Genomic DNA, 18,066 nt, shown 5'->3' with positions numbered 1-18,066 from the left:
TTAATCGGGTACAACACCTCACTTTTCGGGTTTTAACCTGCGATTACGAAGCGCAGACCGATGGCTAATAATATTGAGCCCATAATAGGCTGCATAATTTTTGGTGATAATCGTGTGCCCAGATGGCTTCCGACAAATACACCCGGCAAAGAGCCGATTAATAGGTATAGAAGCAGGCTAAGATCGACATTGCCCATTCCATAATGACCTGCGCCTGCAACTGATGTAAGCACAACAGCATGAACTAGGTCGGAACCCACGATGGTTGGCATACTCATACGTGGATATAATAAAATTAAGATAGCTGTACCAAGGGCCCCTGCGCCAACCGACGACAATGTTACCAGACCTCCTAGTAGAATACCCATTAGTACCGTAATAGCTGGGCGCCATTTTTTAGCATGGCTTGCTGCTGATGTGTGCTGCCATTTCATGGCTTGATTGCGAATTTTATTACGCAAGAACACAGCGATGGACGTTAACACTAATGATACGCCTAGGGTCATGTTCATTATGTGTTCTATTTGTTCTAGTCCATCTAGACCTTTTAGATAGCTAAGGGTTAGCAAACTTCCAGGAATACTGCCTAGCAATAAAAGAAGAACTACTTTCCACTCGATAAGTTTCTTTCTTGCATAAGAGAAAGTACCGCCGAATTTTGTAACCGCTGCATATAGTAAATCGGTGCTTACAGCTGTAACTGGCGGAATTCCGAATACAACAATCAGGATAGGCGTCATTAAGGCACCACCACCTATACCGGTGAGGCCAACAATAAAGCCAACAACTAATCCTGCAAAACTGTACGCAAGTTCCATAGATAGACCTGTCCAAGAATAAACTGGCGGCATAATAAAGGAGGTTTGTTATAACTCAAAATAATAATTGGGAATCTTGTTATTTCTTTTGGTGATAACGAAAGGTAACAATTTGAAAAGTAATAGATAGGTTCTTATATATAGCTAAACGCTATAAAAAAGTAATTATATATTCTTTTGCGTTTTATTGAGAGGGCTGCGATAATGCGCCGCATTATAGGATAGCTAGGTATATTAATTCGACCTTTTAAGTGGATTTCTGCGGAAGGTGGTCATGCTTGCTATCCAAACTGTTTACATAAAGAGAGTATTTTCTAATGAGTGCTTTGCCTGAACACCGTTTAACGCACCTTAAGCAGCTTGAAGCTGAAAGTATCCATATCATCCGTGAAGTGGCAGCTGAGTTTGATAACCCAGTTATGCTTTACTCTGTAGGTAAAGATTCTGCGGTAATGCTTCATCTTGCACGTAAAGCGTTTGCGCCAGGTAAACCTCCTTTCCCACTTTTGCATGTTGATACTACATGGAAATTCAGAGAGATGATTGAATTTCGTGACAAGATGGCGAAAGAAGCGGGTATGGAACTTCTAGTTCATATCAACCAAGAAGGTGTTGATATGGGTGTAGGGCCGTTTACTCATGGTTCTTCAAAGCACACTGATATCATGAAGACTCAAGCGCTGAAGCAGGCTCTGGATAAGTACCAGTTTGATGCTGCATTTGGTGGTGCTCGTCGTGACGAAGAAAAATCTCGTGCCAAAGAGCGTGTATTCTCTTTCCGTGACCAGAATCACCGTTGGGATCCAAAGAGTCAGCGCCCTGAACTATGGAACGTGTTCAACACACGTGTAGATAAAGGTGAAAGTATTCGTGTATTCCCTCTGTCTAACTGGACTGAGCTGGATATATGGCAGTACATCTACCTAGAAAATATCTCTATCGTTCCTCTTTACTACTCTGCTAAGCGCCCAGTTGTTGAGCGCGATGGTATGTTGATCATGGTTGATGATGAGCGTATGCCATTGGAAGAGGGCGAAGTACCAGAAATGAAGAGCGTACGTTTCCGTACCCTTGGCTGCTACCCGCTGACGGGTGCAGTGGAATCTGACGCGGCAACTTTGCCGGACATTATTCAGGAAATGTTGCTAACAACGACTTCTGAACGTCAGGGCCGTGCGATCGACCACGATAGTTCTGGTTCGATGGAGAAGAAAAAGATGGAAGGTTATTTCTAGAGCTCTACATAGAAATACGTGGCGGTATGAGTTGATAGGCCACACCTTACATCCATATTGAAAAGAATATTCAGCGACAAGCCATCTAAATGACTGGCTTGCCGCTTTCCTAAGGGGAAGAAAATGAGTCACCAAAGCGAACTGATTGAATCTGATATCCAAGCGTATCTGCACCAGCACGAGAACAAAGAGCTATTACGCTTTTTGACTTGTGGTAGCGTGGATGACGGTAAATCTACATTGATTGGCCGTCTACTACATGACTCTAAAATGATTTATGAAGATCAACTTGCTGCTATCCAGAAGGATAACGAACGTGTTGGTAATGCCGGTGAAGAACTTGACCTTGCGCTCCTAGTTGATGGTCTTGCTGCAGAGCGTGAGCAAGGTATCACTATCGATGTTGCTTACCGTTACTTCTCTACATCTAAGCGTAAGTTTATCATCGCAGATACTCCGGGCCATGAGCAGTACACACGTAACATGGCAACAGGTGCATCTACTTGTGATCTAGCCATCATCCTTATCGATGCGCGTCACGGTGTACAGGTTCAGACTAAACGTCACAGCTTTATCGTTTCTCTACTAGGTATTAAGCACACGATTGTTGCTATCAACAAAATGGACCTAGTTGATTTCAGCGAAGAGCGTTTTGAAGAGATTAAAGCAGATTACCTTGAGTTCTCTAAGCAGCTGGATCTACCTGATATTCAGTTTGTACCGATCTCTGCATTGAAGGGTGATAACGTTGTAACACCTTCTGAGCCAATGAGCTGGTTTAAAGGCGAGCCATTGATGGAAACACTGGAAACAGTTGAACTGGCTAATGACCAAAACTTCGACAGCTTGCGTTTCCCTGTACAGTACGTTAACCGTCCTAACCTAGACTTCCGTGGTTACTGCGGTACTTTAACTTCCGGTATCGTTCGTCCAGGCGACGAAGTTACAGTGCTTCCTTCTGGTAAGTCCAGCAAGGTTAAGTCGATTGTTACTTACGAAGGTGAGATTGAAGAAGCATTCCCACCAATGGCAGTAACGCTAACTTTAGAAGATGAGATTGATATCTCTCGTGGCGATATCCTTGTTCACAGCAACGATGTTCCAGAAACAACAAACCGTTTTGACTCCATGGTCGTATGGATGTCTGAGGAACCTTTGCAGAAAGGTCGTCAGTATGAAGTCAAACTGAACACTACGCGTATTGCTGGTGGTATCAGTAATGTTCGTCATCGTGTAGACGTTAACACGCTAGAACAGTCTGCTGCTGATTCTCTAGAGCTAAACGAAATCGCACGTTGTGAGATTACGCTAGAGCGTCCAGTTGTTGCTGATGACTACCGTGCTCACCACGGTACAGGTTCTTTCATCATTGTTGATCGTCTAACCAATGCGACTGTTGCTGCGGGTATGATCATCGAGGGTGGTGATGAGCAGACTGATCTGGAATCTAAGCTAGTTAGTGCTTCTGCAGTTACAGCATCTGATCGTACAATTCGTTTCGGTCAGCAAGCTGCGACAGCAACTATCTCTGGTGGTAATGCTGAACAGCGTCAAACACTATTGTTTAGCCTAGAATCAGTATTGTTCGAACAAGGTCGTGCAGTTGTAGCGCTTAATGCTGAACAACTTCAGGGCGGTGCTCAAAATGCATCTGCTGTTCTAAATCAAGCAGGTCTGATTTCTCTGCTTGAAACTGAAGAGGCAGTAGAAGGTACAGTTGCATTGAACGTTGATCAACTTCAGGGGTCTACTGACGTTGAGAAACTAGCAAGCGCACTAGAACTATTGAAATAACAGACCATTCTAGAATGGAAAAACCGGGAGCTTGATCTCCCGGTTTATTGTTTTAAATCAGAATATCGCTATACCGAAACCTTATAAGAGATAGTAAGATTAGATTTTGCTAATTTTCTTTTAGGGGTAGGTTTCGATAGCTATACGGATCTTATGACAGAATATCTTCTGATTGTTATCAGCACTGTGCTGGTAAACAACTTTGTACTGGTTCAATTCCTTGGATTGTGTCCATTTATGGGGGTTTCCAATAAGCTGGAAACCGCGATGGGTATGTCCTTGGCGACCACGTTTGTACTGACTCTGTCGTCCGTATGTAGTTATCTTGCGTACACATATCTCCTGCAGCCTCTCGCGTTAGAGTATCTGCAAACGATTACATTTATCTTAGTGATAGCGGTTGTTGTGCAGTTCACTGAGATGGTTGTTCGTAAAACCAGCCCTCTATTGTACAAAGTATTAGGTATCTTCTTGCCGTTGATTACCACTAACTGTGCAGTACTCGGGGTTGCGTTACTTAATATCAAAAAGCTTAATGGCTTTATTGATTCTATTGTTTACGGTTTTGGTGCTGCAATCGGCTTCTCTCTTGCTTTGATTCTTTTCTCAGCGATGCGTGAACGTATTGCGGTGGCTGATGTCCCTATGCCATTTCAAGGGGCAGCGATCGGTATGGTGACTGCTGGCTTAATGTCCTTGGCATTTATGGGCTTCACCGGTCTGGTACAAATTTAGGAGCCGACCGTGGATATCATAATCATCGCCGTATTAGCTCTCTTGGGCTTAGCTTTAGCTTTTGGTTTGCTATTGGGCTTTGCCTCAGTACGCTTCAAAGTTGAAGGCAATCCATTAGTTGATCAAATCGATAGTATTTTGCCGCAGACCCAATGTGGTCAGTGTGGTTACCCAGGCTGCCGTCCATATGCTGAGGCGATTGCAGAAGGTGATGCAATCAATAAATGCCCTCCTGGTGGCCAAAGTACAGTCGAAACTTTAGCCGACCTTCTGGATGTTGAAGCGATTCCTCTTGAAGGTGGCGCAGAAGAAGAACCCGTTAAAGCGGTAGCTTATATCCGCGAAGATGAATGCATCGGTTGTACTAAATGTATTCAGGCGTGCCCAGTTGATGCAATTTTAGGTGCAGCTAAGCAGATGCACACGGTGATCACATCTGAATGTACCGGTTGCGACCTTTGTGTTGAGCCTTGCCCAGTAGATTGTATTGATATGTTACCAATTGAAACCACGCTACAAACGTGGAAGTGGGATATGCCTAAGCCGGGTGTTCAACTTATTGCAACGGATCAACGTGGTGAAGTTGTGGAGGGAGGTGCAGCGTGAGTACTAAGCATTCTTTCCACGGTGGTGTACACCCACCTGAAAATAAGCATCAGTCTACTGGCGGTCAGATTCAAATTGCGCCAATTCCAGAACAATTGGTAGTACCTTTATCACAGCATATTGGTGCGCCTTCAGAGCTTGTTGTATCTGTTGGCGACCGAGTGCTTAAGGGCCAGGTTATTGCTGAGGCAGCAGGCCGCATTAGTGTTAGCGTTCATGCGCCAAGCTCAGGTGTAGTTGAGGCGATTGAATCTCGCCCTGTACCGCACATGTCCGGTATGTCAGCTCCTTGTGTGGTGATTAAAACTGATGGTTTAGATGAGTGGTGCGATCATAAAGGTCTAGAAGACTACACGTCGATAAATAAACAAGAGTTGATCGATTTTATCCGCTACCACGGTATCAGTGGTATGGGTGGCGCGGGCTTCCCAACCGATGTAAAACTGCATCTAGGCGATGATCACATTGTTAATACGCTGATCATCAATGCGATGGAGTGTGAGCCTTATATTACTGCTGACGATATGCTGATGCGTGAACGGGCAGAAGACATCGTCAAAGGTATTGAGGTTATCGCGCATCTGTTAAAACCGCATCACATTATGATTGGTACTGAGGACAATAAGCCTCAGGCCATCCGTGCGCTCGAACTTGCTGTTGCAGAATCCAAGCAAGATATCGATATTGTTGTTGTTCCAACCGTCTATCCATCGGGCGGTGAGAAACAGCTGATAAAACTACTAACAGGTGTCGAAGTACCAAGCGGAAAGATCCCGGCCGATGTTGGTATCGTATGTCAAAACATAGGTACCGCTTCTGCTATCTATGATGCTGTATATAACGGCGTACCTCTGATCTCCCGCGTTGTAACAGTTACGGGCGATGCCTTAGGTCATCCGCATAATATGCGCGCGTTGATTGGCACTCCACTAGAGACGTTGCTAGAAGCTGCTGAGATTCGTCAGCCTGATCTTTATCGTTTAGTTATTGGCGGTCCAATGATGGGCTATACCGTGGATAGTCAATCTATCCCGATGATCAAAACCACCAACTGCGTTATTGCGGCAACTTACGATGAGATGCCTCCGGCACCTGCAGCGAACCCTTGTATCCGTTGTGGTATGTGCGAGCAGGTATGTCCTGCTGAGCTCCTACCACAGCAATTGCATTGGTTTGCAAAAGGTAAAGAGTTTGAAAAGGCTAAGCATCACAACTTGTTTGATTGTATCGAGTGTGGCGCTTGCTCTTATGTTTGCCCAAGTAATATTCCTTTGGTGCAGTACTACCGTTTTGCTAAGTCTGAGATCCGTGCCGAAGAAGCGGAACAACGTAAAGCAGATCATGCACGCCAGCGCTTCGAAGCTCGCCAAGCGCGTTTGGAGCAAGAGAAAGTAGAGAAAGAACTGCGTCGTAAACAACGTGCAGAAGAAGCAGCGAAGGCGCAAGCAGTTAAGAAAGATAAACTAGCGTCAGGTAAAACTGCTGAAGCCCCTAAACCATCGGGTGAGCCAGATATTAAAGCGCTTAAAACAGCTGCTGCAGTCTCGCGTACCAAGCTGAAGAAAGCACAGAAAGCACTAGAAAATGCTGAGTCTAAAGGGTTAGATGGTATTGAGCAGTTACGTCAAACCGTGACTGAGCTAGAAGCGAAAGCTAAGGCTGCGCAAGAGGCCTACGATCAGGCACAAAATCCAGCGAGCGCGCCTGCGACAGTTGTAGATGTTAAACAGCTTAAAACTAATGCTGCCGTTGCTCGAACCAAGTTGAAGCAAGTAGAAAAAGCGCTAGCCAAAGCCGAAGAATCTGGTGAAGGAGATCTAGAAGCGCTTAAAGCGAAAGTTGCTGAACAGAAAGCCAAAACTGAAGCGGCTCAAGCTGCGTATGATCAAGCTGAATCCGGCGGCGCTCCAGCGCCGACACAGCCGGCGGTTAATTTAGCTGAGCTAAAAGAAACCATGGATGCTACGCAGGGCAAAGTAGAGAAAGCGCAAAAAGCCTTGGATGCAGCTATTGCTTCAGGCAGCCCTGCTGTAGAAAAAATGAAAGTTGGTGTAGAAAAGCTTCAAGGAAAATACGAAGAAGCTAAAGCGGAATATAATAAAGCTGCTCAAGCGCCAGCCTCTGTACCTGTAGCTCCAGCCGTTAATCTAGATGAGCTTAAAGCTGATATGGATGCTATGCAGGCTAAGGTGGAAAAAGCGCAAAAAGCCTTAGATGCAGCTATTGCTTCAGGTAGTCCTGCTGTTGAGAAAATGAAAGCAGGTGTAGAGAAACTTCAGGGTAAATACGAAGAAGCTAAGGCTGAATATGATAAGGCGGTTCAAGCGCCAACATCTGCGCCCGTAGCTCCAGTAGTTAACCTAGATGAGCTTAAAGAAGATATGGAGGCTATTAAAGCCAAAGTTGAGAAAGCTCAAGTAGCCTTAGATAAAGCGATTGAATCTGGCAGCCCAGCGGCTGAAAAAATGAAAGCCGGTGTAGAGAAACTTCAGGGTAAATACGAAGAAGCTAAGGCTGAATATGATCAAGCGGTTCAAGCTTCTGCTGCTTCACCTTCACCTGTAGCTCCTGCAGTCAATCTAGATGAGCTTAAAGCTGATATGGATGCAATGCAGGCCAAAGTAGACAAAGCTCAAACTGCATTAGACAAAGCGATTGAATCAGGAAGCTCGGCCGCTGAGAAGATGAAAGCGGGTGTGGAAAAGCTGCGTGGTAAGCATGATGAACTTAAGCATGAGTATCTGCAAGCAGGTGGACAGTTAGAAGAGCCTGCAAAGCCAGAGCCCGTTGAGCCTAAAGCTTTAAAGCAGAATGTTTCCATTATGCGCACCAAGCTGAAGAAGGCGCAGAATGCTTTAGATGATGCTGAAGAATCTGATCAAGCTGAATTGGAAGCAGAAGTGCAGCGTTTAACAAAGTTGCATGATGAAGCTAAAGAAGCCCTTGATGCTTATGAAATTCAGTTGATTGAAAAAGCCGCTAATGAAGGCATCGATCTTAAACAGTTAAAGATTGATGCTGCGATGGCCCGTGCGGCCGTTACCAAAGCGGAAAGAGCCTTATCTAAAGCTCGAGAAGATAATGTTGATGATCTGCCTAGTATGGAAGAGCAGCTAGTAACCGCTCAACAAGAAGCAGAGAAATTAAACCAGACGTTAAGTCGTTTTAGCGATTAAGGATTTGTTAGCAGATGGCGTTAATACGCACTAGCTCCCCTCATCTACATAAAGCCAGTAGTACGGCTGATGTGATGCGTTTATTGATACTCGCAACCTTACCTGGTTTGGCTGCGATGACGTTCTTTTTTGGTTGGGGCACCTTAATCAATGTTATCTGGGCATGTTTGCTAGCGGTAGGTTTTGAAGCAGCCATTGTTAAACTACGTAAGCGGCCATTAGGTTTTTATCTAAAAGACTACAGTGCAATTGTTACAGCGTTACTGTTAGGCCTTGCGTTACCTCCATTTGCGCCTTGGTGGGTGACAATGGTCGGTGTATTCGTTGCTATTGTTATCGCTAAGCACCTCTATGGTGGTCTTGGCCAAAATCCTTTTAACCCTGCAATGGTTGCTTATGCGTTGCTGTTGGTTTCATTCCCTGTGCAGATGACAAGTTGGACAGAGCCTTTCGTGCTTAATGGCTCTGAAGGAAGCTGGAATGTCCTAAGTTTTGGACAAACACTTGGTTTGATCTTTGGATCGGTTGATCCTGTGCTAATGGATGCTTACACCGGTGCGACACCGCTTGATGCCATGCGCCATCGTAGTGGATTAACAACGGAAGAAGTATGGCGCTCGGTTCCTGTTTTATCAGAAGGTATTGGTGCTTGGCAGGCGGTGAGTGCTGCTTATTTGATGGGCGGTGTCTTTTTAATCTACCGTAAAGTGTTCACCATCCACACGCCTGTGGCTGTGCTAGGTTCGCTAGCGGTTATATCAACTCTATTTCATATTATTGATCCATCTTCTTTTGCGGGCCCGTTTTTCCACCTAACGACGGGTGCAACAATGCTAGGTGCGTTCTTTATTGCAACGGACCCCGTGACATCAGCAACCAGTAATCGAGGCAAAATCTATTTTGGTATCGGTATTGGTGTTTTGGTTTATGTTATACGTGGTTGGGGTGGCTACCCTGATGCGATTGCATTTGCCGTATTGTTGATGAATTTGTCAGCGCCGTTTATTGATCAATATACCCAGCCCCGAACTTATGGTCACGCTAAAGCTAAGCGTGGCATGAAGGGGGGCTCATAATGCAGTTATTTAGTGCGATTAAATCGAGTACTGTTGCGATAAGTTTATTTGCTGTGGTTTGTGCTGCGGTGATTGCAATCACTCAAGTCTCTACTCAAGACGCGATTGCTAATAACGAACGTGAATTTAAAGCAAAGGCTTTATATGAGATTGTTCCTCGCAACACGATCGACAATCAGTTGCTGCAGGATACGTTTGAACTTCAGGTAGCTGAGTTGGGTCATAAAGCACCGGTAACGGCTTATCGAGCGCGTAAAGAAGGCTTAGTTAAAGCAGTGATCCTGCCGGTTGTTGCACCAGATGGTTACAGTGGCAATATCAGTTTTATTGTTGGTATTAATGCCGATAGTACTGTTGCTGGCGTACGTGTCTTAGTTCATAAAGAAACGCCAGGCTTAGGGGATAAAGTAGAAACGAAAAAGTCTGATTGGATTTACAGTTTCAACGGGCGTGCTAAAGCAACAGAAAATAACGGTGTCTGGGCGGTTAAAAAAGATGGTGGCCAGTTTGACCAATTTACGGGTGCCACGATTACGCCGCGCGCGATCGTAAACGCGGTAGGTAGAGCACTAGATTACTTTGAAGCCAACCGAATTGCTTTGCTAGAAGTTAAGCCTGAACAGCAAGATAACAATCAGGAGGTATCCAACTAATGGCTGCTGATTATAAAAAAATCTCCATGGACGGCTTGTGGGGCAATAACCCTGCGTTAGTTCAATTACTTGGGCTATGTCCATTGCTAGCAGTAACAGGTACTGTGGTTAATGCTATCGGTTTGGGTATTGCGAGTATTCTGGTATTGCTAGGTTCTAACCTCACGGTGTCTGCGTTCCGTAAGTTTGTACCTGATTCTGTTCGTCTGCCGATCTTTGTAATGATCATTGCCTCATTTGTTACAGCAATTGAGCTGTTAATGAAGGCATTCACTTACGAACTTTACCTAATACTAGGTATCTTTATCCCATTGATTGTGACGAACTGTGCTATTATGGGGCGTGCCGATGCTTTTGCATGTAAGAACCCAGTTAAAGAGTCTTTGTTAGATGGCTTGATGATGGGGCTTGGCTTCACCGCCGTATTGGTGATCTTGGGTGCGATGCGTGAATTACTAGGTTTAGGTACGCTATTTAGCGATATGCACCTTCTATTTGGCCCTATGGCAGCTGATTGGAAAATCACCGTAGTTGATGACTATACTGGCTTCTTATTTGCCGTTTTACCTCCAGGTGCCTTTGTTGGTATGGGCTTATTAATTGCGCTTAAAAACATCATTGATGCTCGTGCAAAAGAGCGCTTGGCACAACAGACACCAGATGAAGGTGCTAAGCCAGAGCGTGTTCGGATTACAGGTTAAAACCAAAGAACATCTAATCTTATTTCTTTTCTCTATTTTAGCCTTAGCAGAATTGCCTTCTGCTAAGGCATACATTAGGCTGGTAGCTTACTGTTTTCCTTGGTAATTATTCTTTAGGAAGGATCGTGAGTCAGCCTATCCCTGTAGTTATTTGTGATGATTCTCGCTTAGCACGTAAACAAATGGCGTCTGCCCTGCGTAGCTGGAATGTTGAAGTTACGTTTGCTGAACATGGCCTAGAAGGGCTTGAAGCAATTAGAGCTGGTAAAGGCGACATTCTCTTCCTTGATCTGACTATGCCGATTATGGACGGTTATCAGACCCTTGAGCGCATAAGGCAAGATGATCTTCCTACAATGACAATTGTTGTTTCAGGTGATATTCAACCGGAAGCACAATCGCGTGTGGAAGAGCTTGGAGCACTAGCTTTTATCAAAAAGCCCACATCACCAGAAGTAATTACCGAAGTTTTACAACGTTTTGGCTTGTTAAGTGAACTAGAGCATCCGGTCATTGTTGAAGAGCAGATAGACACGCCATTAGCTCTGCCTGAGTATTACCAAGAGATTGCTAATGTCGCGATGGGGCAAGCTGGGAGTATGTTAGGCACCTTATTGAAGACATTTGTCCATCTGCCTATTCCTGTAGTCAAAATGGTTAAAGCACCTGAGCTGTCGAATCAGCTTAAAGTGGCCTCAGACAATCAGCACGAGTTGATTAGTCAGGGTTTTATTGGATCGGGTATGGCTGGTGAAGCGCTATTATTGATGCAAACCGGTAATCTAGATCGTGTGGCCAACTTGATGGGGATGAACGAGAACGGAGAGTATTCCGAATCAGATCTATTAATGTCACTTGCAAATGCCTTAATCGGAGCTTTTATATCTGGTTTTGCTCAACAGTTAGATCTATCTTTTAGCCGCGCGACCCCAAGCATTTTGCATGATGCTGATAGAGTTTGTGATCAAGTGGAATCATTAGATCAAATGATGACCATATCTATTGATTATCAACTACCTGAATATGATTTCCAATGTGAGCTTATTCTGGCATTTACCCCAGATTCTTTATCTGCATTACAAAAGATTGCGAGTTATTTTGAATGAGTAGTCAGAACTTCCAAGAGATCGATGAGTTACATTGGACTTTAGGGCTGATTCAAAACCTTGAAGTAGGCTTAGTGGTTGTAGATCGGGCGGGTCTTATTAAACTGTGGAATGGTTTTATGGAAAACCATTCCGGTATATCCGGTGCTAAGCTAACCGACCATTCTATTTTTGCTAAATTCCCAGAGCTTCCTTGTCGATGGTTAAAGCAAAAATTGGAGTCAGTTTTTCTGTTAAAAAACCCTGCTTATATCTCTTGGGAGCAAAGGCCTTACCTTTTTCATTTTAAGAGCAATCGCCCGATTACTGGCAGCGCTCCATTCATGTATCAAAACGTGACATTGATCCCTTTAACATCTCCAACAGGTGAGGTTGATCATGTGGGGGTATTGATTTATGACGTCACGGATACGGCGATTGGTCAGATTGAATTGCAACAGGCCAATGATCAATTGAAGGCCTTAAGTAGAGAAGATCGATTAACGGGCTTAAATAATCGAGGCTACTGGGAAGAGTGTCTTAATCAAGAATTTGAGCGCTTTCATCGTAGTCAGGAGGTTAGTAGTCTAGTGATGTTTGATATCGACCACTTTAAAAGGGTGAACGATACATACGGGCATCAAGCTGGGGATGAAATTATTCGGGCGGTGGCTCAAGGACTCAAAGAACAGGCGCGTAAGACTGATTTTCTGGGTCGTTATGGTGGTGAAGAGTTTGGTGCCATCTTGACCGGTACTAATGGTGAAAATGCGATGCTCTTTGCAGAACGTCTTCGCGCACGTATTGAGGCCTTAGTTGTTCCCTATGGAGAGCATCAATTAAAGGTTACCATTAGCTTGGGCGTATCTGAGTTAAATTACGAACAACAGACTCCAGTTGAATGGCTAGAACAAGCTGACCAAGCTCTCTATAAATCTAAACAGAGTGGTCGTAATTGGGTAAGCCTTTACGGTGATTACAACTAACGGCCAGTCCAAGATATCTAGAAATGAATAAGCAAAAAAGACATGAGATCTTCACGCGTTGGCGTGATGATAACCCTCACCCTACGACAGAACTCGAATATAACTCTCCGTTCGAACTGCTGATTGCCGTGATTCTTTCTGCTCAGGCAACGGATGTTGGGGTGAATAAAGCAACTCGAAAGCTTTACCTTGTTGCCAATACCCCAGAGGCGATCTATGCACTAGGTGTGGATGGTTTGAAGGAATATATTAAAACCATCGGTTTGTTTAACACCAAAGCCGAGAATGTAATAAAAACCTGTAAAGCATTGGTCGAAAAACATGGATCAGTAGTGCCTGACAATCGTGCTGATCTTGAAGCGCTGCCTGGCGTAGGGCGAAAAACTGCGAATGTGGTTTTAAATACCGCTTTCGGTCAACCCGCGATGGCTGTAGATACCCATATTTTCCGCGTTTCAAACCGTACTAAGATTGCGCCGGGTAAAAATGTGAATGAAGTTGAACAGAAACTTATGCGCTTTGTTCCGAAAGAGTTTTTGATCGACGCACATCATTGGCTCATTTTACATGGCCGTTATACCTGCGTGGCTCGTAAACCTAAATGCGGCTCCTGCCTTATAGAAGATTTATGCGAGTATAAGGAAAAGACAGAGTTTTAGTTTTTTACTTATAAGTTCTTAGCAATATTTATCCCAAAAAACTGTGGATAACTTTATTAATAAGTTTTGGGTAGGTGGCTGCAGATACCACCAGCCCAGACTTTGCTGTAGTTGCTGTATTATTATCCATTATATAAAACGCTTATTTTTCAAGTGGTTAATTTTTGCTTGATTCTTCAGGGAAATGAGCTAGCTGGTTTTGTCCACATCATTTTTGTATAGATTTTACTTGTGCGTAAAAATTGTTTTAATTTATTCCAGCTTAGAAGTTAATGCGTTGAATATAATGGGTCTATAGCGTTTGTAGGTACTTACATTGGGGGCCTATAAAGTCATTTCGTGTTTGAATTTATTCTGGATTTAAAACGATCATGAGGAAAGGATATTACGCTGATCATGCATTATGAGTGAGAGAAATTTTTTGGAAGATAAAGCAGGCAATTGGTATGTGTATATTCTGAGGTGTGCGGATGAAACTCTATACACTGGTATAACCACTGATCTTGAGCGACGGATTCGCCAGCATAATGGTGAAATTGTGGGAGGGGCTAAGTACACAAGGGTACGCAGGCCGGTTTCACTTTTTTGGCAAGAGGAGCATCTTGACCGTTCTAGTGCATCTAAGCGTGAGTATGAGATCAAACGTCTGTCACGCCAAAAAAAAGAGAATTTGGTTGAAAGTTAGCTTTTAGGAAAGTAAAAAATTGCCGGCAGTGATTACCGGCAATTGGGGAAAATCATAATCAAGCCCTCTCGAACTGTAGATCCTACCAACCACTGTGGGGTAGGGTTGGTAGGCACCCTAAAATTCACCTGATTATGATCGAAGGCTTTTCCCTGCCTTAAGGAGTCAGGAAAGTACTCGCTTTATAGCTGAAGAAATTCTCATTTCGGAAATTAAACTGAATCTGTGTGCGTTTATCTAAATCACCCGGTGCGGCACAGACTTGATAAATATTGATTGCATTTTGTTTGTTTAATTGGATCGTAGCAGGACCTTTGAGCTTAAATTGATGATCACTATTTACTCCTTGAACGCTTACAGCTAGCTGCTTCAATTCAGGTAAGAAGGATTCCAGTTCTATTTGGTAACTATTGCAAATTTCGTTACCTACTATTTGGTAAAGCTGACCACGCTCTCTAGCTACCTCAATTAATAACTCAGTGCGGTTATGCATACCGTAAACAACACCCCATACGGTAATAATCAGTACTGTCATATAAGCGATTAATCTTGGGCGTAGAATTGGCTGTTTTGGCGGAGCTTCTTTCGGCGCGCTTTTCTCAATCCCTTGTAACTGCTTTTCTGAATAGAATTCAATCAACCCGGTTGGTCGACCTAATTTAGTCATGACGTTATCGCAGGCATCAATACAAGCACCGCAATCTATACATGCAGCTTGGAGACCATCACGAATATCTATGCCTGTAGGGCAAACCTGCACGCAAATGTTGCAATCGATACAGTCACCAGGGTTTTCTTCTTTGCCACGTAGGTGTGTGCGAGGCTCTCCACGAAGTGGGTTGTAAGCTACTGTACGTGTATCCTCGTCAAACATCACCCCTTGGAAACGGGAGTACGGACACATATGCAAACATACTTTTTCACGGACAAGACCTGCATTAAAGTAGGTGAGCAGTGTCATGGAGATAATCCATGTGAATACGAAGAGTGAAGCTTCTAAGCTGAAGATCGATTGCAGAAGCTGTTCGATAGGGACGAAATAACCGCTAAACGTAATCGCTGTAGCGACTGAAACAAAGAGCCAAAGACCATGTTTCAGAACGCGTCGAACCAGTCGAATGCCTGTCAGGGATTTATCTTCAGATTTTGATCGTAGCGAGGCGCGTCCTTCGGTCCAATCTTCGATGCGGATAAAGACCCAAGTCCAGATTGATTGAGGGCAGGCAAAACCACACCAAATACGCCCCCAGCCAACGGCCATAAAAAACAGCAGGCTGGCCCCAGCAATCAATAACCCTCCTAATACCGGTAGGTCATACCAAGAAAATTCGGCGCCAAATAGGAAAATACGATGGCTCTCAAAATCGAATAAAACCAGTGGATCACCATTAATACGAACCCATACAAGTCCAAAGAAGAGAGCCAGCATTGGCCAGCTGGTGAAGCGCCTAAGGTTCTGGTAGAAGCCTTCGACTAAACGAACATGAAATTTTCCGTTGCCAGGAAGAGGGGGAGCTTCCTGAATCATAGTGATAGGAATCTCACTGTTACCTTGTTGTTGCATGTTGTGCTCACTTTGCTCATCGGTGATTGTGAACAACTGTACAGGAATGCAAATTATAGGGGCAGGTTTAAAAAAAATAATTATAATAGGTACAGATTGTGGAGGGATTATGGATTTTCTGTACCAAAATTTAGAGCAGACGTTGGCCGATTCGATAAAAAATGGAGATCTACCTGCGGGAAGCAAACTACCTTCGATCCGCGCTCAGTGCGAACAACAGGGTTTATCTAAAGCCACGGTGATTCATGCTTATCAGCGTTTGGAAGCGGCGGGTTTGATTGAGTCTCGTTTTAAATCAGGTTTTTATGTCTGCAGTTTGCCTAAAGCCCATCCTACACCCTCTCGGCCAGAACTCTCCGTAGCGCCTCAACTTGTCGATATGAGTGATCTTATTCGCGACATTATGGAGCGTAATGCAGCTTTCGATATCTTTCCCCAAGAGCAAGGCTATATGGATATGCCGGTGGGTATTACTGAGCTGAATCGCAGTATTGGCAGAGCGTTACGCCGACAGAAATGTAATGACCACCAATATTATGATGAACCATCCGGCTTATTGGAGTTAAGAGAGCATCTCTCGGAACGTTATCGTCGAACAGGTTGTCACTTTAGTGCCGCGGACGTCACTATTACGGCAGGTTGCCAGCACGGACTATCCTTAGCGTTGCAATTGAGCTGTAAGCCGGGGGATATAGTAGCGGTAGAATCACCTGGATTTTATGGCGTGCTACAACTTATCGAAAGCATGGGGTTAAAAGTGCTTGAGATCCCCGTATCTGCCCATACTGGCATGTCGACGGAGGCGTTGGAGCAGGCGTTAGAAGAGTGGGAGATTAAAGCCTGCATAGTGACGCCATCATTTGCGACACCGAGTGGGGCTTTGATGTCGGTCTCTGCGCGTGAGCACCTTTTAGCCTTGGCGAGTAAACACGATTTTATCGTGGTTGAGGATGATATATACGGCGACTTAGCCTTTGGTCAGAGGGTCCCCCCATTAAAAAGTATGGACCGTGAAAACCGTGTCATCCTGTGCGGTTCATACTCCAAGTCCGTTTCTAGAGAACTGCGTTTAGGTTGGATTATTGCAGCTGAGCAAAAGCAATTGATGCGCCTTAAAATGGTGAACCTACTTGCCCTAAATAAATTTACCCAACAAGGATTGGTCGATTTCCTTAAAGAGGGTGCCTACGAGAAACACCTAAAAAAGCAGAAGATGCTCTTGCAGCAACAGAGGGATCAGCTCATTCAGTTACTCTCTCAAGAGTGGGGCGAATTGGGTGTGATTAGAGTGAGCCAGCCGCAAGGAGGTTTGACCTTGTGGGTAGAATTGGAAGACAGCTATGATCTGACTTCGGTGTATTTGAAAGCCCGAAGTGAAGGCATATTAATCACCCCGGGTCATCTATTTACAGCGCAAAGTCAGTATCGTAATTGTTTACGTTTAAGTTTTGCCCATGCTTGGAATGAGGCTCGTCGTGGTGCTTTGATTCGTTTAGCTTGCTTAATTCAAGAGACTCAAACGGATGAGATTACAGATTAAACGGTCATGGATTTGAGTTGAGTAACTATAGTATATTGTTATGTTATAACAGGTTTAATGGTATCGATGGTTTAGTGATGATTTTAAATAAAGTTTTTCGTTTAGCGGCTGTCTCTACAGCCGTGTTGGCAGGTTCTGTAATGGCTGAAGGTCATAAACATGAAGCTCATGTTCATGGTATTGCTGAGCTGAATTTTGTTATTGAAGGTAATGTTGCGGAGATGGAGCTACGTTCTCCTCTAATGAACGTTGCAGGTTTTGAGCACGAAGCGGTAAGTGCTGAAGACAAACAAAAAATTAAAAGTGCCACTAAGCAGCTAAAAGATGCTTATGCTCGCGTTAAATTTCCAGATGATGCGCTATGCATTGTTGATGACACTAAAGTAACGATCGGTGAAGAGGAAGATGAGCACGCGCATCATGACCATGCCGCTCATCATGATAAACACCACGGTCATGAAGATCATCATGACGATCACCACGATCACCACGATCACCACGATCACCACGATCACCACGATCACCACGATCATAAACATGAAGACCATCATGATCACGGTGAAGAAACACATCGAAACATTACAGCGCATTACCACTTCCAATGTGTTAACCCTGAGAAGATAAATACAGTAACATTAGATTTCTTTAGCCATTTCCCTCACATGGAAACTGTGAAAGTAAACGTGCTAAATGGTGCTGATATCCGTTCAGTGGAACTCACGCCTAAGCAGAGGGTCATAGAGCTTTAACCAA

Annotated in this window: 16 protein-coding genes; 14 read left to right on the top strand and 2 right to left on the bottom strand. The window is 44.2% G+C overall.

Going from position 1 to position 18,066, the window contains the following annotated elements; translation table 11 throughout:
- Positions 1–32: 32 nt before the first annotated feature.
- Positions 33–818, bottom strand: coding sequence for a sulfite exporter TauE/SafE family protein (locus ACMXYR_RS12415; RefSeq protein WP_415885518.1), 786 nt, complete (start codon positions 816–818; stop codon positions 33–35).
- Positions 819–1,135: 317 nt separating this feature from the next.
- Here ACMXYR_RS12415 and cysD point away from each other — a divergent pair, with 317 nt between their 5' ends.
- The 12 genes from cysD (at position 1,136) to ACMXYR_RS12355 (ending at position 14,209) form a co-directional block, all read left to right on the top strand.
- Positions 1,136–2,053: a sulfate adenylyltransferase subunit CysD gene (cysD, locus tag ACMXYR_RS12410; RefSeq protein WP_415885517.1), complete on the top strand. Its 918-nt coding sequence runs from the start codon at positions 1,136–1,138 to the stop codon at positions 2,051–2,053.
- A gap of 123 nt (positions 2,054–2,176) precedes the next feature.
- Positions 2,177–3,847: a sulfate adenylyltransferase subunit CysN gene (cysN, locus tag ACMXYR_RS12405; protein WP_415901836.1), complete on the top strand. Its 1,671-nt coding sequence runs from the start codon at positions 2,177–2,179 to the stop codon at positions 3,845–3,847.
- Between the two features lie 153 nt (positions 3,848–4,000).
- Positions 4,001–4,582, top strand: a complete 582-nt coding sequence (rsxA, locus tag ACMXYR_RS12400; RefSeq protein WP_415882090.1) for an electron transport complex subunit RsxA — start codon at positions 4,001–4,003, stop codon at positions 4,580–4,582.
- A 9-nt stretch (positions 4,583–4,591) separates the two neighbouring features.
- Positions 4,592–5,188 (top strand): electron transport complex subunit RsxB, encoded by a 597-nt coding sequence (gene rsxB, locus ACMXYR_RS12395; protein ID WP_415885515.1) that lies wholly within the window; start codon positions 4,592–4,594, stop codon positions 5,186–5,188.
- Positions 5,185–8,364, top strand: a complete 3,180-nt coding sequence (rsxC, locus tag ACMXYR_RS12390) for an electron transport complex subunit RsxC (RefSeq protein ID WP_415901835.1) — start codon at positions 5,185–5,187, stop codon at positions 8,362–8,364. Before rsxB ends, rsxC begins: the two co-directional genes overlap by 4 nt.
- Positions 8,365–8,378: 14 nt before the next feature.
- Entirely contained in the window at positions 8,379–9,440 is a 1,062-nt protein-coding gene (gene rsxD / locus ACMXYR_RS12385; RefSeq protein ID WP_415901834.1) for an electron transport complex subunit RsxD, read from the top strand.
- Positions 9,440–10,093 (top strand): electron transport complex subunit RsxG, encoded by a 654-nt coding sequence (gene rsxG / locus ACMXYR_RS12380; RefSeq protein ID WP_415901833.1) that lies wholly within the window; start codon positions 9,440–9,442, stop codon positions 10,091–10,093. The genes rsxD and rsxG overlap by 1 nt, the downstream gene beginning before the upstream one ends.
- Positions 10,093–10,794, top strand: a complete 702-nt coding sequence (locus tag ACMXYR_RS12375) for an electron transport complex subunit E (protein ID WP_415901832.1) — start codon at positions 10,093–10,095, stop codon at positions 10,792–10,794. Before rsxG ends, ACMXYR_RS12375 begins: the two co-directional genes overlap by 1 nt.
- 125 nt (positions 10,795–10,919) lie before the next feature.
- The gene (locus ACMXYR_RS12370; RefSeq protein WP_415901831.1) at positions 10,920–11,900 is read left to right on the top strand and encodes a response regulator; all 981 of its coding nucleotides are present in this window, start codon (positions 10,920–10,922) and stop codon (positions 11,898–11,900) included.
- Entirely contained in the window at positions 11,897–12,865 is a 969-nt protein-coding gene (locus ACMXYR_RS12365; RefSeq protein ID WP_415901830.1) for a diguanylate cyclase, read from the top strand. The genes ACMXYR_RS12370 and ACMXYR_RS12365 overlap by 4 nt, the downstream gene beginning before the upstream one ends.
- A 23-nt stretch (positions 12,866–12,888) precedes the next feature.
- Positions 12,889–13,524, top strand: a complete 636-nt coding sequence (gene nth, locus ACMXYR_RS12360; protein ID WP_415901829.1) for an endonuclease III — start codon at positions 12,889–12,891, stop codon at positions 13,522–13,524.
- A gap of 403 nt (positions 13,525–13,927) precedes the next feature.
- On the top strand, positions 13,928–14,209 hold the full coding sequence (locus ACMXYR_RS12355) for a GIY-YIG nuclease family protein (RefSeq protein WP_415901828.1): 282 nt from the start codon (positions 13,928–13,930) through the stop codon (positions 14,207–14,209).
- A 157-nt stretch (positions 14,210–14,366) separates the two neighbouring features.
- On the opposite strand, the gene ccoG is transcribed toward ACMXYR_RS12355, so the two are convergent.
- A complete protein-coding gene (ccoG, locus tag ACMXYR_RS12350) occupies positions 14,367–15,809 on the bottom strand; it encodes a cytochrome c oxidase accessory protein CcoG (RefSeq protein WP_415901827.1) in 1,443 nt (480 codons plus the stop codon).
- Positions 15,810–15,882: 73 nt separating this feature from the next.
- Here ccoG and ACMXYR_RS12345 point away from each other — a divergent pair, with 73 nt between their 5' ends.
- Both ACMXYR_RS12345 and ACMXYR_RS12340 read left to right on the top strand, forming a co-directional pair.
- The gene (locus ACMXYR_RS12345) at positions 15,883–17,313 is read left to right on the top strand and encodes a PLP-dependent aminotransferase family protein (protein ID WP_415901826.1); all 1,431 of its coding nucleotides are present in this window, start codon (positions 15,883–15,885) and stop codon (positions 17,311–17,313) included.
- 77 nt (positions 17,314–17,390) lie between these two features.
- Positions 17,391–18,062, top strand: coding sequence for a ZrgA family zinc uptake protein (locus ACMXYR_RS12340; protein WP_415901825.1), 672 nt, complete (start codon positions 17,391–17,393; stop codon positions 18,060–18,062).
- Positions 18,063–18,066: the final 4 nt, after the last annotated feature.

The organism is Neptuniibacter sp. QD29_5, assembly GCF_047778125.1.
Taxonomy (GTDB): Bacteria; Pseudomonadota; Gammaproteobacteria; order Pseudomonadales; family Balneatricaceae; genus Neptuniibacter.
Note: the sequence above shows the minus strand (reverse complement) of the source record. Positions and strands in the feature narration are given on the sequence as shown.